Raw genomic sequence first — 15896 nt, 5'->3', positions numbered from 1 at the left:
CGTCCTGCGGTTCCGTTAGCAAGGGCGTAATGTGGGACTTCGACGGCTAAATCCGGATCGAGTCCATGTTTTGAGGGCTTCAGGGGACGGCCGGCGTCGGCTCAACACTAAAAGAGGGGAAACCCAGCCCTCGGCACTTGATTCTCAAGCGAAGTCCGTCGGACCATTTAGACTGGATTAACAAGGCCCAGAGAAGAATTGGAGGAATTGCCCAGGTGGTCGCGTAGGCAACAATCACGGGTGATAAGAATGCAAGGCTTGCGCACGTTTTATCGAGGGCGGGCATTTCTTCCCAGCGCGAGTACAGAACGACCGCGGAGCCTAGGCAAAGAGCTGCCATGTCATACTGAAGGCCGTAGGGCGAAATAAGAAAAGCGGCTGTGGCGGCGGTAAATACGTTGTAGTTGCGCGCGAGGATGAAGGCCGCGCCCATTGCGAACACGGCCCACCCCCAAAGACCGTAGCCTATTGCCGGCGTCGTCCCTTTGAACAACCAAATGGGATGGGAGAAATCGACTAAGCTCTTCCCTTGGACGTCACGAGCATGTCTGATGAACTCAGGCCAATTGTCGAATGCAACGACGCTCGCGGCGATCAAGACCAAGGTCGCTACGATTGCGACAATGAGACTGCGCCTGTCGCGCAGCAACGCAGGAGCAACCAAGATACCTAGCTGCGGCTTCATTGTCAGAATAGCGGCTGCAATGCCGTTCGGCCGGAAGGCCATCAGGAATAGCGCAGAATAGAGGATTCCTGTCTGCCCGTAGTTGTAGTTGATAAGCGCACCGGGAACGACCAGCGGGACGAACGAGGGCATGCCTTTTGGTAGCCACGGTTTCGCAGCCCACCAAAGGAGCGCGGCGGACGCGACATTCCATACAAGGAGAGCTGCCAACGGAGGCAGGTAAGACAGCGGCAGAAATAGGAACAACGTGTGAGGAGGATAGGTGAAGTTGTAATTGGCCTTTCCAAGCAATCCGTCACCCAACGCCTTGAATGCCTGAACATTATACGGGTCTATTCCGGCCCGGATCGCATGACCTGACACCCAGAACGTGCCAAAATCCCGCGAAGCCAACGGCGGGAATTCAAGAATGTTCTTGAGAGGCCAACAGGCGCCCACAATGAGGAGCAATGCGAGATAGGCGTGCTTAGGCGTAGCCGCCTTACGCCACCAGACAATGCCTTTATCCACGCCCGACCTCAGTCAATTTGCACTGCGACCCGAATGGCGACGATGTGCTAAAGCAGTTCGATAAGGAAGCTACCTTCGGGGCTCTACCCGCCCGCACATGGATGATCCCGATCTTGTCTGCATAGGTCCGCCGCCAGTCCGGTGACGCGTCCAGCGCGCGCGCCAGCTTCGATGTCTGGGGCAGGATGGTCCACTCTATCCCGTATTTGCGCACGGCCGCATTGAACCGCCCCATGTCGCCTTCCTGCATTGCGACATAGTCCGCCACGAACTGGTCGCCATACATTTCGGACCGCCCGTCTATGTAGGGCCTGATGCCCGCCAGGATCAGCGGGCCGCCGAAGCTATATCCATTGAATACAGGCTTGGATCGAAGGGGCGGGGGGACATGTGCCAGCAAGGCGCGTGGATTGCTGGCGTGGTCGGGTACCGGGATCGGCCAGGCCATTCGGCCCACGAAACCGACCAAGGCCAAAGCGGCGATGGTCACGGCCATCGGGCGCACCCTCTGTTCCAGGAACTTTTCTCCGCCCGCAATGCGGGTGCTCAGGCGTGGCGTCAGGATCAGCGGGGCGACGATTCCGAGCCAGCTTTGATGCCGGACCTGGTAAAAGGCCATGAAAAGCAGGAATGACAAGATCAGGATTTCGCCGAGCTTGAGCTTGAGGCCTCTCCATAGCGACAGCCCAAGAATGAAGATCAGGATGGCGTAGAAGCCTGGCGTGATGGACGGGTTGCTGGGGCTCCACTCCGCTATGAAAGCAAGGTTGCCCATCCGCATGACGTTGAACGGATGAACAACACCATTGACCCCATTGGCGTTGATGAAAGCAGCCGCGACGGCGACCAGGCCGAACTTGAGCCAGCCCAGGAGCGCGTCCCGGTTCCAGCGGGCGGCAATCAGCGCATCCAGCGCGATCCCGCCCGCAACCATGAATCCGAGCACGAAACTCGCATGCAGATTGACCCAAAGCACCATCAGCAGGGCAAGAATGAGGGGCGGCGTCCTGCCCTCGTCGCGGCAGTACAACAAGATTGCGGTCCATAATGCGAGGACGGGCCATACCAGCACATGGGGGCGGGCGAAGAGGAACATCCAGATAATGACGTCCATGGCCACCAGGGCGCAGACGAGGCCCAGCGGCGTCACCTTCCGAAAAAGATAGAGAAATACTACGGCGTGGAGCGCGAGCAGCGCCATCATCACGACAGCCGTCAGGCCGGTTAGTCCCGCAAGATTGTATGCAGAGGCGTAGATAATCTCGGAGAGCCACTCAAAGGCGACCCAGGGATGACCCTGCATGGTGAACGAGAAGGGATCGACCTCGGGCACTCTGTGGTGCGCCAGTATCCAATTGCCTGCGGCGACATGCCAACTCGTATCGCCATCGGCGAAGATCCGCGGCGAAGCACCCATGACGACTGGCAGGATCAGCAGCCACGTCAGCGCAAGCGATTTCAGGATACGCGAACCCAGTCCGCTACTCACGCTCAGTGACATCGATTTTCCGTGTAGCTCAGCCGGTCCTGCCCGTCAGCAGCGCCCGCAACCGGTCGTTGAACGCGTGCCGCTCTTGGCGTTCCATCCCGGTGCCGCCGACATAGCGGACGGTCATCGGGTTCACCGGCCGCCCGTTCTTGAAGACCTCGTAATGGAGGTGCGGGCCGGTCGACAGGCCCGAGGAGCCGACGTAGCCGATGACGTCGCCGCGGTGGACGAGTTCGCCAGGCGCGGCGGCGATGCGGCTCATGTGGCCGTAGGCGGTCGCGAGGCCATCGGCGTGGCCAATGCGCACTTGGCGGCCATAGCCTCCGACCCAGCCCGCGAAGGTCACGCGGCCGTCGGCTGCGGCGTGGATTGGCGTTCCGAAGCTGACGGCGAGATCGACTCCCTTATGAAAGCGCTCGCGGCCGAGGATCGGGTGGTAGCGCATCCCAAATCCGGAGCTGACGCGGCCCGAAACCGGGGTGCGCATCGCTTCCGCCGCCGCGTCTATGCCATTGGCATCGACCCAGCCGGCCTTGCCATCCTCCGTCCATCGCATGAGCTGCACGTCGCTGGCGCCGACGCGGTCGAGCCCGGCGTAGAGAAGCCTGGGCGATCCGCCGCTGGTGTCGATGACTATGTCAAAGCGGTCCTCGACGCTGATGCCATTGGCCAGCGCGATACGGCTGGAAATCGCCCGCAAATAATCCTGCGCGACGGCGTTGGGCACGCCCGCCGCCGCCATCGCCTGGTTGAGGTTGGTACCGGCGAGGCCGTTGATCCGCTTCGGTCCCGGGGCCGGCTGTCCCTGAACATCTACGCGCTCAAGGGTTGCTGCGGGCTCTGACCAGGCGCCGGTGCCGCTTCCCTGCGCAATCGGCCGGACGGTGAGGCCCTGCCACTCATCGGGAGCCGGCGCGGGGATGGCCGGCGACCCATAAGCCGAAGCGCCAGCTGTCAGGGCAACCGCCAGCGCCGCTGCGCCGGCCAAGGCCAGCCCGGCAAATCGTCCTCGAGAATATGCGATGGTCAAATGCACCATGCCCCCAGCCCGGCCAGGACCCGACTCCGGCCGCTCTCCCATTAACTTCCCATTAAACCAGCCGCTTAGTCAAACCGTCGACTTAGGAAACCACTGCTGTGTCCCGCATTGGGTCGTCAGAACCGCAGTCCCTCGTCGGCCACACGGACTGCAAGTTCGGTCCTGGTTGAAACCCCGAGCTTCTCGAAAATCGCGTGGAGATAGACTTTTACGGTGCCTTCGGTGACGCCCAGCTCCTCGGCGATTTCGCGGTTCCTGAGGCCCCGGGCGACCAGGCCGACCAATTTGCGATCGCGGGCAGTCAGCCCGGTGAACGTTCCCTCCTTGCCGAACTGGACAATGCGTTCTTCGACCTCAGGGTCGATCCAGCGCCGGCCCTCGAGAACCGACTGCAGACATTCGAGTAACAGTGCAGGGTCATTGTCCTTCATCACAATTCCGTTGACCTCGAGGCCGAGTGCTTCGCGGAGGGTGAAGTCGTCGATCGCCGCCGTGAGGATGATGACCGGCTGCTTGTCGCCCAGGGCGCGGATATGGCGGAGAACCTCAATGCCCGATCCACCTGGTATCGCCAGGTCCAGAATGACAATGTCAGGATCGTTGGCAGCGAAAGCTTCGAGTCCGGTTTCAACGCTCGCGGCCGTCGCGGTCACCTCGAAATCGGTGCCTTGAAGCAAAACGGCGATCGCCGATCGAATCATCGGATGATCGTCGACGATGAGAACGCGGGTGCTCATTCGGCTCTCTCCAGCGGCAGGCGAATTATCACCGATGTCCGCCCTTCGATACTTTCAACTTTCAACTCGCCGCGTGCTTCGCGCACTCGCCCGTTCAACGATGCCGGAGGCGCGATCGGCTTGTCGGGCGCAAACCCGCGCCCGTCATCGGTCACCGTGAGGTTCAGGGACTCTTCGTCCCGGTGAATGGCGACCGTGACATGTTTCGCGCTGCCGTGGCGGACGGCGTTCGCAACGGCCTCGCGCACAAGGTGCTGGAAATCGAGTTGCGTCCTCAGCGGAACGAACCCCGTTTCACTGCCACAGGCGCATCGGCAGTCGATCGTCCACTGGCGCGACAGCAGCTTGCACAGAGAGGCGCAGTCGCGCGTGAGATCATGCATCGAGATTGGCATGCCAGTCCTCAGACCCTTGATGAACGCCCTCAGCTGGCGCTGCTCGGTCATCACCGTGTCTTTGAGGTCGGCAATGCCATGAGCGAGTTCGCCAATTGCCTCCGGCGACCGGCTTAAAGCCTCAAGGCGGAAACCGAGGCCCGCCAGGAACTGGACGACGCTGTCGTGCAGGTCGCGCGCAACGGCGACGCGCGCCTTGGCCATGCTGCGTTCCTCAACTGCAGCGAACAAGGTCGCATCCTGGATTCGAACCGCCAATTCGCGCGCGACGCGGGGCGCGACGTCGAGATGGTCTGTCGACAATGCTCGTACCTCGTAGAAGACGGCCAGGCCCTCGATCGTGCCGGTCGCGATTGGGACGGCCAAACCCTCGCCGACACCCGCCAGCTTCCTGAAGCCTTCCGACAGATTTCCGTCTGCGAGGAGAAACTGCCAGCGACCTGCATCGCCCAGCATCAAAACTCGGTTCTTGGGAAGATTGAAAAGCAGGCTGCCTGGAAGAGTGGACCATCTGGTCTGCCGGCGAACATCCGATCTGGTCCCCTTGCCGCCGGAGATCCTGACGATCTCGATTTCCGGACCACCGGCATCTCGCCAAAGCATAACCCCGCCGCCGGCGCCGACGGAGGACATACCGGCCCGAAGCGCGGCAATGAAGCCATCTTCCTCACGAGCCGCTTCTACCGCTCGGCGCGATTCAATGTGACGCCAAGGCACCCATTGGCTGGCGCCAAACCAGACGAGGATCGCCGAGATGATGAGGAGATTTCCCGTGCGCAGGATGAAGCGCTCGACTTCCAGCTCGGGACCAGATCCGAGCGCGAGGCCGGCGACGAGGTAAGCTGCGGTAATCGCGCCGGCCGTCACCGCGGTCTCCTTCCAACCCCAGCGGATCGCAGCGGCCAGCAGGATGAAGATGAAGAAGGTGAAATAGGGGCTACTAGGGCCGGCAGTCGAATAGAGCATCAGCATGAAGACCGCGACGTCCATGACATGCGCGGGCGCGGCTAGACGGGCGTCCATCCACCAGTCGCGCCACACCATCAAAAGGACCGTGACCGACCAAACGACGTACAGGCCAAGCAGCGCGTAGATCGGCAGGATTTCCGCAGATGAATGGCCAGCATCCGCCCAGACGGCGATGAGGAACAGGCAGGCAAGTAGCAGCCGCCCGTTCGCAATCACCCTGCCAGATGGTTGTAGTGGACCTCCCTCCACTCGCCCCAATTCCTTAACCGCGTCCCGGGCGGATACAGACCATAAGCAGGGCGTTTTGTCACTCACGCCCAATTCCCAGGCTGGCAAGGAGACTGCACAGCACGGATCGCTCAACGGTCGCGTGCGCGAAGTCCAAGGGGTATCGGCGTGAGTAAAACTTTGACAGATTCACGCTGTCGATGGAGGGGCGGTACCCTGTGGATAGTTGGAGGTGCCACTTTCTGCCTATGAGTTTCTGATTGAGGCAACCGCCTTTTGGTTCGAGGAAACAGTAACAATCGTCCCCTTGCCGGCCTGGCGCGCATAGTCTTCTGCGGCCCTGTCGTCCGGAAATTCACGGAATTGAACGTCCCGACCGTTTTTGGACTGGATGACAAAAGCATAGCTTGGCATTGTTCTCACCTCCGCTCCGCACCTCGCGGCGACGCTGCGACCAGTCATATCCGGTGGGAATTGCTTGGCTATATCTAAGCGCCAGCCAATTTGCCTCGGCAAGGGCGCCGGTGATGATCTGCAGAATCATCGGATAGGCAAATGCCGCGGCGTCCTTGCGGCTCAAGGACGTCGATCTCGCGAGGAGGATGGTTTTTCAGGACCCGAGAGCGGTCCGTATCAAAGGATCCAAGGGAATCTGGATCTGGTTTTTTCCGGTTGGTGGCCTCGCCGTCGAGATCTTGTCTTCCTGGATCGAGGAGCTTCAAGGCGATGGTGTTTGGGGCGACGACGATCCTCTATTCCCGGCGACTCTGGTTGGCTTGAATGACCGAGGCCTGTTCGCCCCAATTGGCCTCTCCCATTCAACCTGGGCCAATGCGGACCCTATCAGGAAGATCTTCAGGAACGCTTTCGAGAACGCAGGATTGCCCTATTTCAACCCGCACAGCTTTCGAAAGACGCTAGCTCGCCTCGGCGAACAACTCTGCAAGACGCCTGAGCAATTCAAGGCTTGGAGCCAGAACCTGGGGCATGAGCAGGTCAGCACGACGCTGACAAGCTATGGAGCCGTACCGCGCCACCGGCAGGGCCAGATCATTCTCGAGCTCGCCCTACCAAATGATAACGACGAGGAAGATCTCGAGGCTCTGCTTCAACGTGTTGCGGCAATCGCCAAGCGAAATGCGGCAAAGCTTCTAGAGTCCGATTTGGGTGGAAAGCGGACATTAGAGAATGGTGCGTTGACCTCGTGCATTGCGAGTGAAATCGCGCAATCCCTGATTTACAGCATTGACCGGACACCCGCCGGATGCTGACGGCGGAACGATGGCCGAAACGCCGGTGCAAGGACTGTTGGCGACGCTTGAAGAGCAACGCGTTGCTTTGCGGCGGTTCCTCGTCGCCCGGACGGGCAGCGAGAGCGACGCCGACGATCTCTTGAGCGAATTATGGATCAAGTCGCAGGCTGGTGCGACAGGGCCGATTGCCAATCCAGGCAGCTATCTCTTCCGCATGGCCAACAACCTGGTGCTCGACAGGCTGCGCGAAGCAAGGCGCCGTAGCCGGCGCGAGCGGGACTGGACTGGCGAATTCCACGGCGATCAAGACCTGGCACTCGAGATTGCCGACACTTCGCCGACGTCGGAGCAGTTGCTGATCGAACGCGAAGAAGCCCGCCATTTGCGCGAGGCGATCGCCCAGCTGCCCCCGGGCGCGCAGCGCGTGCTCAAAATGCACAAGATCGACGGTCTTAGCCATGCCGCTGTCGCTGAGAGCCTCGGCATCACCAAGAGCGCGGTCGAAAAGCATATGGCCGTAGCAATGGCGCATCTAAGGCGGATATTGCGGGACTGGGGTAATGACTGAGCCGTGGCGTCTATCCGGCAACAGGGAAAGGCCGCGACCTGGGTCGCGGGCTCAGGGCTATGACTGAAGATCGGATCCTCGACGAGGCCTCCGGCTGGTTCGTTCGCCAGCAGGATGACGCCATGGATTGGGAAGGTTTCACGGCCTGGCTCGAGGCTGATCCGCGTCATCGGCAGGCTTACGACGGATTATGCGCGCTCGACTCCGATCTCGATTTCCATGGGAAGGATTTGGAAGCAGGCTTTTCCAATATCAGTCCGCCTGCCAACGACGATGGCCCACGTTGGGGCCGCTGGGCCGGCCTCGGCGGCGCGGTCGCGGCGGCCCTCGCGCTCGTCGTCGTCATGCAGCCCGTTGAGCGCGGATCGCAGATTCAGGAATATCGGTCGGCCGTCGGCCATTCCCGAGAGGTTGCACTTGCCGACGGAACCCGCGTCGCGCTGGCCCCGGACAGCCGACTGACAGTCAGCGGCCCCCAACTCGCACTTGAAGGTACGGCCTATTTCGACGTCCCGCACAAGCCGGGCCGGGAGTTGGCCGTCCGCGCGGGCAGCTTTACCATTTCTGACGTCGGCACCCGTTTCGCGGTTGCCAATGAAGCCGGGTCGGTCAGCGTCGATGTGGAGGATGGCAGGCTGTCAGTCTCCTCCGACCGGCTCGATCGAGCAATTGTGCTGACGGCGGGGCACGGGATCAAAGCCGACGAACAGACGATCCGTCTGACCCAGATGAGACCCGCCGATGTCGCATCCTGGCGCAACGGCAAGCTCCAGTTCGAGAATGCGCCGCTGTCGCTGGTCGTGCGTGATATCTCCCGGTATTCCGGCAGGAGCGTTACAGCGGATCCGGCAGTGAGTGGCCAGCCCTTCAGTGGAGTGATTGCAATTGACAATGGCGACACAGCCGCCCGCAATCTCGCCCAAATCATGGCTCTCGACGCGCGGCCGGTGGACGGCGGCGTTCGCCTGGAGCCTCGTCGCCGTTAGCGTCCTCGCCTGGCCACAGCCGGCGATAGCGGCCTATTCGATCGTCATTCCTGCCGGCACGCTGGCGCAGTCCCTCCGGTCGCTCTCGTCCCAAACCGGCGTTTCAGTCGGATTTGCGGGTAGCCTTCCCAACATAAGGACGAAGGCCGTACACGGCGCGCGAAGTGCCGCCGAAGCATTGAGCCAAATGCTTGCAGGCAGTGGTTACCGGGCGATCGCGACGGGCCAATCGAGCTTTCGGCTCGAGCGCGTGCCTAAGGCTGAAAGGCTGGAGCCTCCATCACCGCGCGATACAAACATGGAAGCGGCGCACATTGTCGTCACTGCGCTCAAGCGGCGCGCCTCGTTGTTTTCGCTCCCGGCAACTATCGCCATCATCAAACCCGACGACCTTCAATCCGCAAGTGGCATTGGCGGTAGCGATACTCTCGACCGGGAGCTGCCGTCTCTGAGCACCAGTGACGTCGGCGCCGGTCGCAACCGCCTGTTCCTTCGTGGCATCGGCGACGGGCCGCTGGGCGGATACAACCAGAGCAGCGTCGCGATCCTGATGGACGAGGCTCGCTTGACCTATGACGCGCCCGATCCCGACTGGGCGCTGGTCGATATCGACCGGGTAGAGGTACTCGAAGGGCCGCAAGGGCCTCTGTACGGAACGGGCGCAATCGGCGGGATCGTCAAGATCGTCACCCGACAGCCCGATCTTGTCGAAACGTCACTGTCCGCGAACGCCGGGGTCGCCATCACCCGGGACGGCGACCTGACCAATAGCCAGAGCCTGGTCCTGAACGTTCCGCTGGCCGACGGAAAGAGCGCGATGCGCGCAGTAACTTACCGCGTCGACCGGGCGGGCTGGATCGACAATGTTGGCGGAAAAGGCGACGGTAATCGCGAACGCCTTGCGGGTGGGCGGCTAAACTTCAAGTTCGCGCCAAGCCGCTGGACTGTCGACATTGGTGGTGCGGTCCAGTCGCGCGGCGCGGGCGACAGCCAATACGTCGACGGCGATCTTGGCCCGCTGAAACGTCCGGGCCGTCTTCGCGAAGCGGGCGATCTCGATGCCACCTTGGCCATGTTTACCGTGAGCGGGCCCGTAGCTGGCCTTGAGCTGACTTCAGTAACCAGCCTCAGCAAGCAGGAGGCGGTTGCCGCTTATGATGCGACGCCTCTTGCCGGCCTGCTCGGCACGAGCGGTGTGACAAAAGTCACGGACGACCGCCGCTACACCGTGTTCGACCAGGAAGTACGGCTCCGAAATCCCGCCGCACGATCGTTCGACTGGATCGCCGGCGTGTCATTGATCAAGGCTTCGACCGATTCAAAGGTGTCCGCCGAGGATGCTTCCACCAAAGTCGATCGATTGTCTTTCAGCAGGTCGGTGATGGAAACGGCGCTGTTCGGAGAGGGCACGTACAAAATCAACTCGAGGCTGGCGATCGGGGCCGGCGGCCGGCTCTTTTCAAGCCGCATCGAGGACGAAGGGCGGTACGGCGGAGACGACACGCTGGAAGGCAAGACCATCGTCCGCGGCTCGGCAAGCGCAGCGGTGAATTGGCAGGCGGCACCCGGCACCGCGATCTTTGCACGCGCATCGACGGCATACCGGCCGGGCGGGATCAACGTTCAACCCGAAGCCACCCAGCAGAAATACGAAGCGGACGAACTGGCCAGCATTGAGCTTGGCACCCACGTCACGGTGGACGGTATACTGGCAATCAGCACCACTGCTTTTGCCACCCAATGGAAGCATGTCCAGGCGGACGAGCTGCTGGGCGACGGCCTCGTCGCAACAAGAAATGCGGGTGATGCCTTGAATTACGGAATCGAAGGCAAGCTAAGCTGGCTGCCTACTGCGTCGACAACCGTCAATTTCGGCTTCCTTCTCCAGTCCTCGCGACTTCAGGATGAGACACCCGGGGCCGAGGTCGATGACAAACGACTTCCCGTCGTTCCGCAAACGGCTGCGCGACTGAAAATCGCGAAAGAGTTCATGTTCGCTGGCTGGAACGGCCGGGCGGCCGTAGGCGTCGACTATGAAGGCGCCACGCACTTAAGCTTCGATCCAACCCTCGACAGGCGAACGCGCGGCCACGCCACGTTCGATGCCTCGCTTTTACTTAGCAATGGATTGTGGTCGATCGGACTTGTCGCGGACAATCTTGGTAATTCGACTGCCGACAGTTTCGCCTTCGGCAACCCCTACCGGATCCGCGACGATGCGCAGCGCACGCCCGAGCGGCCACGCACCATCGGCATAAACATCGGCCGGACCTTCTGACCTCGAAAAGTTCCCCCTCGGACTGAGGTTTGGCCACGCTCCCGACGTCTTGCTCCTGAACGAGCGGGAGTCCTCTGTGCAATTCGCGAACATCCAGCGGTTGATCGAACAGCGCTATGGCGAAGTGCACGGCGCCATACCTTCCATCTCCTACCCCCATTTTTGCGCCGTCAGTTCCGATGGCGACATTGCCCCCAGCGCGGCGCTCGGCTTCCGTATCGCCGCCGCCGAGCGCCTGTTTCTCGAAGACTATCTGGATGCCCCCATTGAGATAGTCGTCGAGAAAGCGCTCGGCACTCGTTTCGCGCGTGACCGGATCGTCGAGATCGGCGCGCATGCCTCCAACCGCAGCCGCGCAACACTGGCCTTATGGGCGCGCACCGCTCGAGAACTCGATGGCATCGCTGATGTCGCCGTGGCCGTGCTTACGGCGCCCCTGAGGGCCATGTTCGAAAGACTTGGCGTCAGGATCGTTGACTTGGGCGATGCCGATCCTGCGCGACTCCCCGACGGCGGCAAGGATTGGGGCCGCTACTACGAACTTCGGCCGCGCGTGTGCGCCGGCATGATCGCGCCAGCGCTGCCTAAGCTCAGCGGGTTCGACAAGGGAATGCCGGGGCTTTGCGCGTGACTGGGTTGCTGGACGCTGTTCGCGCCCATGCCGCATCCGGCCGCTCGAATGCGGGCTTCGATGACGGCGGACAGAGCCTCACCTGGGATGAGGCGGCAAGCGCGATTACGAAAACCATGTTGCGGATCGAGCGGGCGTTCCAGGTACAGCGTCCCGTTGCACTGGAGCTCGACCATTCGATTGCCAGCGCGCTGCTGCTCGTCGCTTTCATGGAAGCGGGCGTTCCCGTCATTCCGTTGTCGCCGTTCTTCAATGAAGCCCAGCGCAAGGCCGTCCTCGCTGACGCTGGAGCTTCACACGTCATCGACAGCTGCCTGCTCGGTGGCGACTTCGTCCAGTTCAATGCCGAGCCTGTTCGGACCGACCCGGCGCACTTGCCCGCCGGGACCGCACTCATCAGCTTCAGCAGCGGATCAACCAGCGAGCCGAAGGGGGTCTGCCTGTCCCGCGACCACCTGGTCGCGGTGGCGGTTGCCGTCTGCAATTTCCTTGGGCGGGACTTGGCCGGCCGCCATCTTGCGGTACTTCCCTTCGGCATCCTGCTCGAGCAGGTCGCGGGCCTGTTCGCTTCCCTGCTCGCCGGGGGCACGTATTTGCCATTCGCGAGCAGCGAGGTAGGCCTCGCCGACCCGTTGCGACCGGATGGGGCGCAGTTGCTGAAAACTGTCGCCAGGGAGCGAGTGACGTCCCTGATACTCGCTCCCGAATATCTCGGATCACTCGTGGCTGCGATGGAGCACAGTTCCATCCGCCTGCCCCGGTTGAACCTGGTCGCGGTCGGCGGCGCCAGCGTCTCGCCATCGCTGCTGAAGCGAGCGACGGAGGTCGAATTGCCTGTCCGACAGGGCTACGGCATGACCGAAGCGGGGTCGGTGATAACGCTTGAGGACGGCCGCGGGCCTTCGTCCGGCAGCGTCGGGCGTTCGATCGGCGGGCACCGCGTTTCCCTTGCCGCCGACGGCGAGATCGTCATCGACGGGCCGCTCTTCCTCGGCCTGGTCAACGATCCGCGAAAGCCTGGCCCTTTCCACACCGGCGACATCGCCCGGTTCGACGACGAAGGTATGCTCTGGATCGAGGGGCGCAAATCGAACCTAATCATCACCAGCTTCGGCCGCAACATTGCGCCGGAGTGGCTGGAAGGCCTACTCGTCGCTCATCCGGAGATTGCCCAGGCCATGGTGCGCGGCGATGGCGAAGCGACCGTGGAGGCCCTGATTGTCCCTGCCAGCCCCTCGGCAGACGTTGATCGGGCGGTGCTGAACGTCAATGCACTGCTACCGCCCTATGCCCGTATCGGCCGCACTCGGCTTGTGCCCCCTTTCACACCCGTAAATGGGCAGCTGACCGGCAACGGCCGCCTGCGCCGCGAGACGATCGACAATGCCTATTCGGGACGAACCACGGGCCTGTTCTTCGACCGGCTGGTGGCCGAAACGCGCAGCGAGCAAGCGCGCTTCGCAATGACGCCGCAGCTGATCGCCGGCCTGACCGGTCAGATCAGCCGCCGCGACTATATCGCCTATCTCACCCAGGCCTTTCACCATGTCCGCCACACCGTGCCGCTGATGGCCGAGGCGCGCACCCGCCTTGCTGAGCGCGGCAATGACATGCTGGTCGAAGCTCTCGACGATTACATCCTCGAGGAGACCGGGCACGAGGAATGGATCCTCGATGATATCGCGGCGGCCGGTGGCGATCGGGCGGCGGCCGAAACGAGCAGCCCGGCGCCGGCGACCAAGGCCATGGTGGAGCACGCCTATCAGACCATTCGCCACGGCAACCCGGCGGCGTTTTTCGGCATGGTCTTTGTGCTCGAAGGCACGAGCGTCGCCATGGCTTCGAACGGCGCCGCGGCCGTCCAGCAGCGCCTCGATCTCCCCAAGACGGCGTTCCGCTACCTCAATTCGCACGGGGCGCTCGACCAGGACCATATGAAGTTTTTCGAAGGCCTTATGAACCGGATCGAGAATCCCGACGATCAGGCGGCGATCGTCGCCATGGCAAAAGACATGTTCGGCCTGTTCGGCGGAATGTTCGGCGCCATCGAACTTGAGGGCGTGCTCAATGCGGCTTGAGGGACGGCTCAAAGGCAAGACCGTGGTTCTCACCGGCGCAGCCGGGGGGATCGGCAGCCTGCTTTGCCACGAACTGCGCGCGGCGGGGGCGACCGTTGTCGGCGTCGACAGAGTCGATTGTTCCGAAGCAGACGAAACGATTGTCGCCGACCTAGCCTCACAGGAAGGGCTCAAGGCTCTCAACAGCCGGATTGCGCAAAGGCACGTAGACATCCTCGTGAACCTGGCGGGCATGCAGCATTTCGGCCCGTTCGACCGGCAGGGGCCGGAGCAGATCTGGACATGCTACGCGGTCAACCTGATTGCCCCGGCGACGCTAACCCGCTGCGTCCTGCCGCAGATGCAGGCCCGCGGCGCCGGGCAGATCGTCAATATCGGTTCCGTGCTGGGCGCGGTGAACTACCCCTATTTCGCCGCTTATTCGAGCAGCAAGGCGGGTCTTCGCGGCCTGTCCGACGCGCTGAGGCGGGAGCTGGACAAGTCGGGGATCGCCATCACGTACATCGCCCCGCGGGCCGTCCGCACCGCGTTCAACGACGCGGAGGTCAATCGCTTTCTCGATATTGCGAAGATGCGCCCTGACGAACCTGCTGTCGTCGCGCACCGCATTGCCAGGGCCATCATCGAGCGGCGCAAAGAAGTGACGCTTGGAATCGCCGAGCGCTTTTACACCCGCCTCAACGGAGCCTTCCCGCGCCTCGTCGACGCCGGCCTCAAGGGTACCGTCGCCAAGGCGCAGGCTCTCTTCCCGAACTAAGCCACGAAAAGGAAAGTCAAATGCCACTTGGCTACATGCGAATGACCCTCATTGGAATCGCGCTCGCCGCGCTGGCGGCCCCCGCCGCCGCCGCGGATAGCTCGGCGATGGCCGGCGACGTCATGCGCATCAACAATGGATGGGCGCACATCCGCTACCAGGTGCGCGACAAGAATGCGCAGTATAACCAGCTCGCGGCGTTGGAGAAGGAAGCGCACCAGGTCACCGTGAAATATCCCGGCAAGGCGGAGCCCCTGCTTTGGGAAGGCATTGTCGTCAGCGAGGAGGCAGCACGGGCCTCGACATTGAAGCAACTGGGGCTTGCGACCCGAGCCCGCGACATCCTTGCCCAGGCATATGCGATCAATCCCAAGGTCGCGGATGGTGGCGCGGCGATGAGCCTCGGCGTCCTCTATTACAAGGTGCCCGGCTGGCCGATCGGGTTCGGCAGCACTGCCAAGGCCCAGCGTTATTTCCAGGAGGCGCTGGCGGAAGACCCGCGCGGGCTCGATAACAATTTCTTCTTTGGCGACTTCCTCTCCCAGGAAGGGCACAAGGCCGCCGCGAAGCAATATCTGCAGCGTGCGCTCCAGGCTCCGGCCAACCCGGACCGGCCAGTGTGGGACGCGGGCCGCCGCGCCGAGGTCAAAGCGCTTCTCGCCAAGCTCTGATGAGCTGGACCGCTGTCGGCCGGCAACTTGCAAATCCGTCGGGGGTCGGCGGGCGGCTGGTCGGCGCCATCATGCGGGTCGCCAACAAGGTACCGACCGAAGCATTGGTTGGAGCGCTGCAAATCGATTCCACGCATCGCGTCCTCGATATCGGCTGCGGCGACGGCACAGCCCTGGCCGCCGTACCGCAAGCGGCTTACCGGAGCGGATTGGACCGGTCGGCGACGATGCTCAGCATTGCGGGCAAGGCCTTGCGCCGGCCGCTTCGCGAAGGTCGCGCAAGCCTGGTCCAGGGCGACATGATGAACCTGCCGTACGAGCCGAATTCGTTCGATCGCCTGTTGGCCTCGAATATCCTCTATTTCTGCCGAGACGTCCCTTCGTTCATCGACCAATGCCGCCGCGTTGCTCGGCCGGGCGCGTCGCTCGGTATTTATGTGACCGCTGCGGAATCGATGGCGAAATGGCGCTTTGCGGGATCCGCCACCCATCGACATTTCAGCCGGCAGGATCTTGAATCCGAATTGAGGGAAAGCGGCCTCGGTCGCGCCGACTTTGAGATCGACGCGCTCATTCTGCCCGGCGAGATCGAGGGCCTGCTGGCGGTCGTTCGGCTTTAGAG

At 62.3% G+C, this 15896-nt stretch carries 14 protein-coding genes; 9 read left to right on the top strand and 5 right to left on the bottom strand.

Translation table 11 applies throughout. The annotated features are described in order from the left end of the window. Positions 1–79: 79 nt before the first annotated feature. From LZ536_RS11395 to LZ536_RS13135, 5 genes are all read right to left on the bottom strand, one after another. On the bottom strand, positions 80–1195 hold the full coding sequence (locus LZ536_RS11395) for a glycosyltransferase family 87 protein (protein WP_249848905.1): 1116 nt from the start codon (positions 1193–1195) through the stop codon (positions 80–82). Then, positions 1188–2696, bottom strand: a complete 1509-nt coding sequence (locus LZ536_RS11390) for a hypothetical protein (protein ID WP_249848904.1) — start codon at positions 2694–2696, stop codon at positions 1188–1190. Before LZ536_RS11390 ends, LZ536_RS11395 begins: the two co-directional genes overlap by 8 nt. A gap of 16 nt (positions 2697–2712) precedes the next feature. Beyond that, positions 2713–3765: a M23 family metallopeptidase gene (locus LZ536_RS11385; RefSeq protein ID WP_249848903.1), complete on the bottom strand. Its 1053-nt coding sequence runs from the start codon at positions 3763–3765 to the stop codon at positions 2713–2715. 74 nt (positions 3766–3839) lie between these two features. After that, positions 3840–4460, bottom strand: a complete 621-nt coding sequence (locus LZ536_RS11380; RefSeq protein WP_249848902.1) for a response regulator — start codon at positions 4458–4460, stop codon at positions 3840–3842. Further along, complete coding sequence (locus LZ536_RS13135; protein ID WP_249848901.1) at positions 4457–6040, bottom strand: sensor histidine kinase; 1584 nt, start codon at positions 6038–6040, stop codon at positions 4457–4459. The genes LZ536_RS11380 and LZ536_RS13135 overlap by 4 nt, the downstream gene beginning before the upstream one ends. Before the next feature lie 614 nt (positions 6041–6654). Here LZ536_RS13135 and LZ536_RS11370 point away from each other — a divergent pair. From LZ536_RS11370 to LZ536_RS11330, 9 genes are read left to right on the top strand one after another with little or no spacing between them, the layout of a single operon-like run. Beyond that, entirely contained in the window at positions 6655–7323 is a 669-nt protein-coding gene (locus tag LZ536_RS11370) for a site-specific integrase (RefSeq protein ID WP_249848900.1), read from the top strand. Between the two features lie 10 nt (positions 7324–7333). Next, a complete protein-coding gene (locus LZ536_RS11365; protein WP_249848899.1) occupies positions 7334–7873 on the top strand; it encodes an RNA polymerase sigma factor in 540 nt (179 codons plus the stop codon). Positions 7874–7932: 59 nt separating this feature from the next. Further along, positions 7933–8859: a FecR family protein gene (locus LZ536_RS11360; RefSeq protein WP_249848898.1), complete on the top strand. Its 927-nt coding sequence runs from the start codon at positions 7933–7935 to the stop codon at positions 8857–8859. Further along, entirely contained in the window at positions 8765–11137 is a 2373-nt protein-coding gene (locus LZ536_RS11355; RefSeq protein ID WP_249848897.1) for a TonB-dependent receptor, read from the top strand. Before LZ536_RS11360 ends, LZ536_RS11355 begins: the two co-directional genes overlap by 95 nt. A gap of 49 nt (positions 11138–11186) precedes the next feature. Next, the gene (locus tag LZ536_RS11350) at positions 11187–11768 is read left to right on the top strand and encodes a thermostable hemolysin (RefSeq protein WP_249848896.1); all 582 of its coding nucleotides are present in this window, start codon (positions 11187–11189) and stop codon (positions 11766–11768) included. Beyond that, entirely contained in the window at positions 11765–13846 is a 2082-nt protein-coding gene (locus tag LZ536_RS11345; protein ID WP_249848895.1) for an AMP-binding protein, read from the top strand. Before LZ536_RS11350 ends, LZ536_RS11345 begins: the two co-directional genes overlap by 4 nt. After that, positions 13836–14603 (top strand): SDR family NAD(P)-dependent oxidoreductase, encoded by a 768-nt coding sequence (locus LZ536_RS11340; RefSeq protein WP_249848894.1) that lies wholly within the window; start codon positions 13836–13838, stop codon positions 14601–14603. Before LZ536_RS11345 ends, LZ536_RS11340 begins: the two co-directional genes overlap by 11 nt. Positions 14604–14623: 20 nt before the next feature. Then, positions 14624–15274, top strand: coding sequence for a tetratricopeptide repeat protein (locus LZ536_RS11335; protein ID WP_249848893.1), 651 nt, complete (start codon positions 14624–14626; stop codon positions 15272–15274). Next, positions 15274–15894 carry a class I SAM-dependent methyltransferase gene (locus tag LZ536_RS11330; RefSeq protein WP_249848892.1) on the top strand — a complete coding sequence of 207 codons (621 nt, stop codon included), beginning with the start codon at positions 15274–15276 and terminating at the stop codon, positions 15892–15894. Before LZ536_RS11335 ends, LZ536_RS11330 begins: the two co-directional genes overlap by 1 nt. Positions 15895–15896 lie beyond the last annotated feature (2 nt).

Origin of the sequence: Sphingomonas alba (assembly GCF_023516555.1) — a bacterium.
GTDB classification, from domain to species: Bacteria; Pseudomonadota; Alphaproteobacteria; order Sphingomonadales; family Sphingomonadaceae; genus Sphingomicrobium; species Sphingomicrobium album.
Note: the sequence above shows the minus strand (reverse complement) of the source record. Positions and strands in the feature narration are given on the sequence as shown.

Bases quoted from the DNA above. Each gene is read 5' to 3' on its own strand.
- LZ536_RS11390 (WP_249848904.1), bottom strand. From the start codon at position 2,696: ATGTCACTGAGCGTGAGTAGCGGACTGGGTTCGCGTATCCTGAAATCG.
- LZ536_RS11385 (WP_249848903.1), bottom strand. From the start codon at position 3,765: ATGGGAGAGCGGCCGGAGTCGGGTCCTGGCCGGGCTGGGGGCATGGTG.
- LZ536_RS11380 (WP_249848902.1), bottom strand. From the start codon at position 4,460: ATGAGCACCCGCGTTCTCATCGTCGACGATCATCCGATGATTCGATCG.
- LZ536_RS11370 (WP_249848900.1), top strand. From the start codon at position 6,655: ATGGTTTTTCAGGACCCGAGAGCGGTCCGTATCAAAGGATCCAAGGGA.
- LZ536_RS11365 (WP_249848899.1), top strand. From the start codon at position 7,334: ATGGCCGAAACGCCGGTGCAAGGACTGTTGGCGACGCTTGAAGAGCAA.
- LZ536_RS11360 (WP_249848898.1), top strand. From the start codon at position 7,933: ATGACTGAAGATCGGATCCTCGACGAGGCCTCCGGCTGGTTCGTTCGC.
- LZ536_RS11355 (WP_249848897.1), top strand. From the start codon at position 8,765: ATGGCGACACAGCCGCCCGCAATCTCGCCCAAATCATGGCTCTCGACG.
- LZ536_RS11340 (WP_249848894.1), top strand. From the start codon at position 13,836: ATGCGGCTTGAGGGACGGCTCAAAGGCAAGACCGTGGTTCTCACCGGC.
- LZ536_RS11335 (WP_249848893.1), top strand. From the start codon at position 14,624: ATGCCACTTGGCTACATGCGAATGACCCTCATTGGAATCGCGCTCGCC.
- LZ536_RS11330 (WP_249848892.1), top strand. From the start codon at position 15,274: ATGAGCTGGACCGCTGTCGGCCGGCAACTTGCAAATCCGTCGGGGGTC.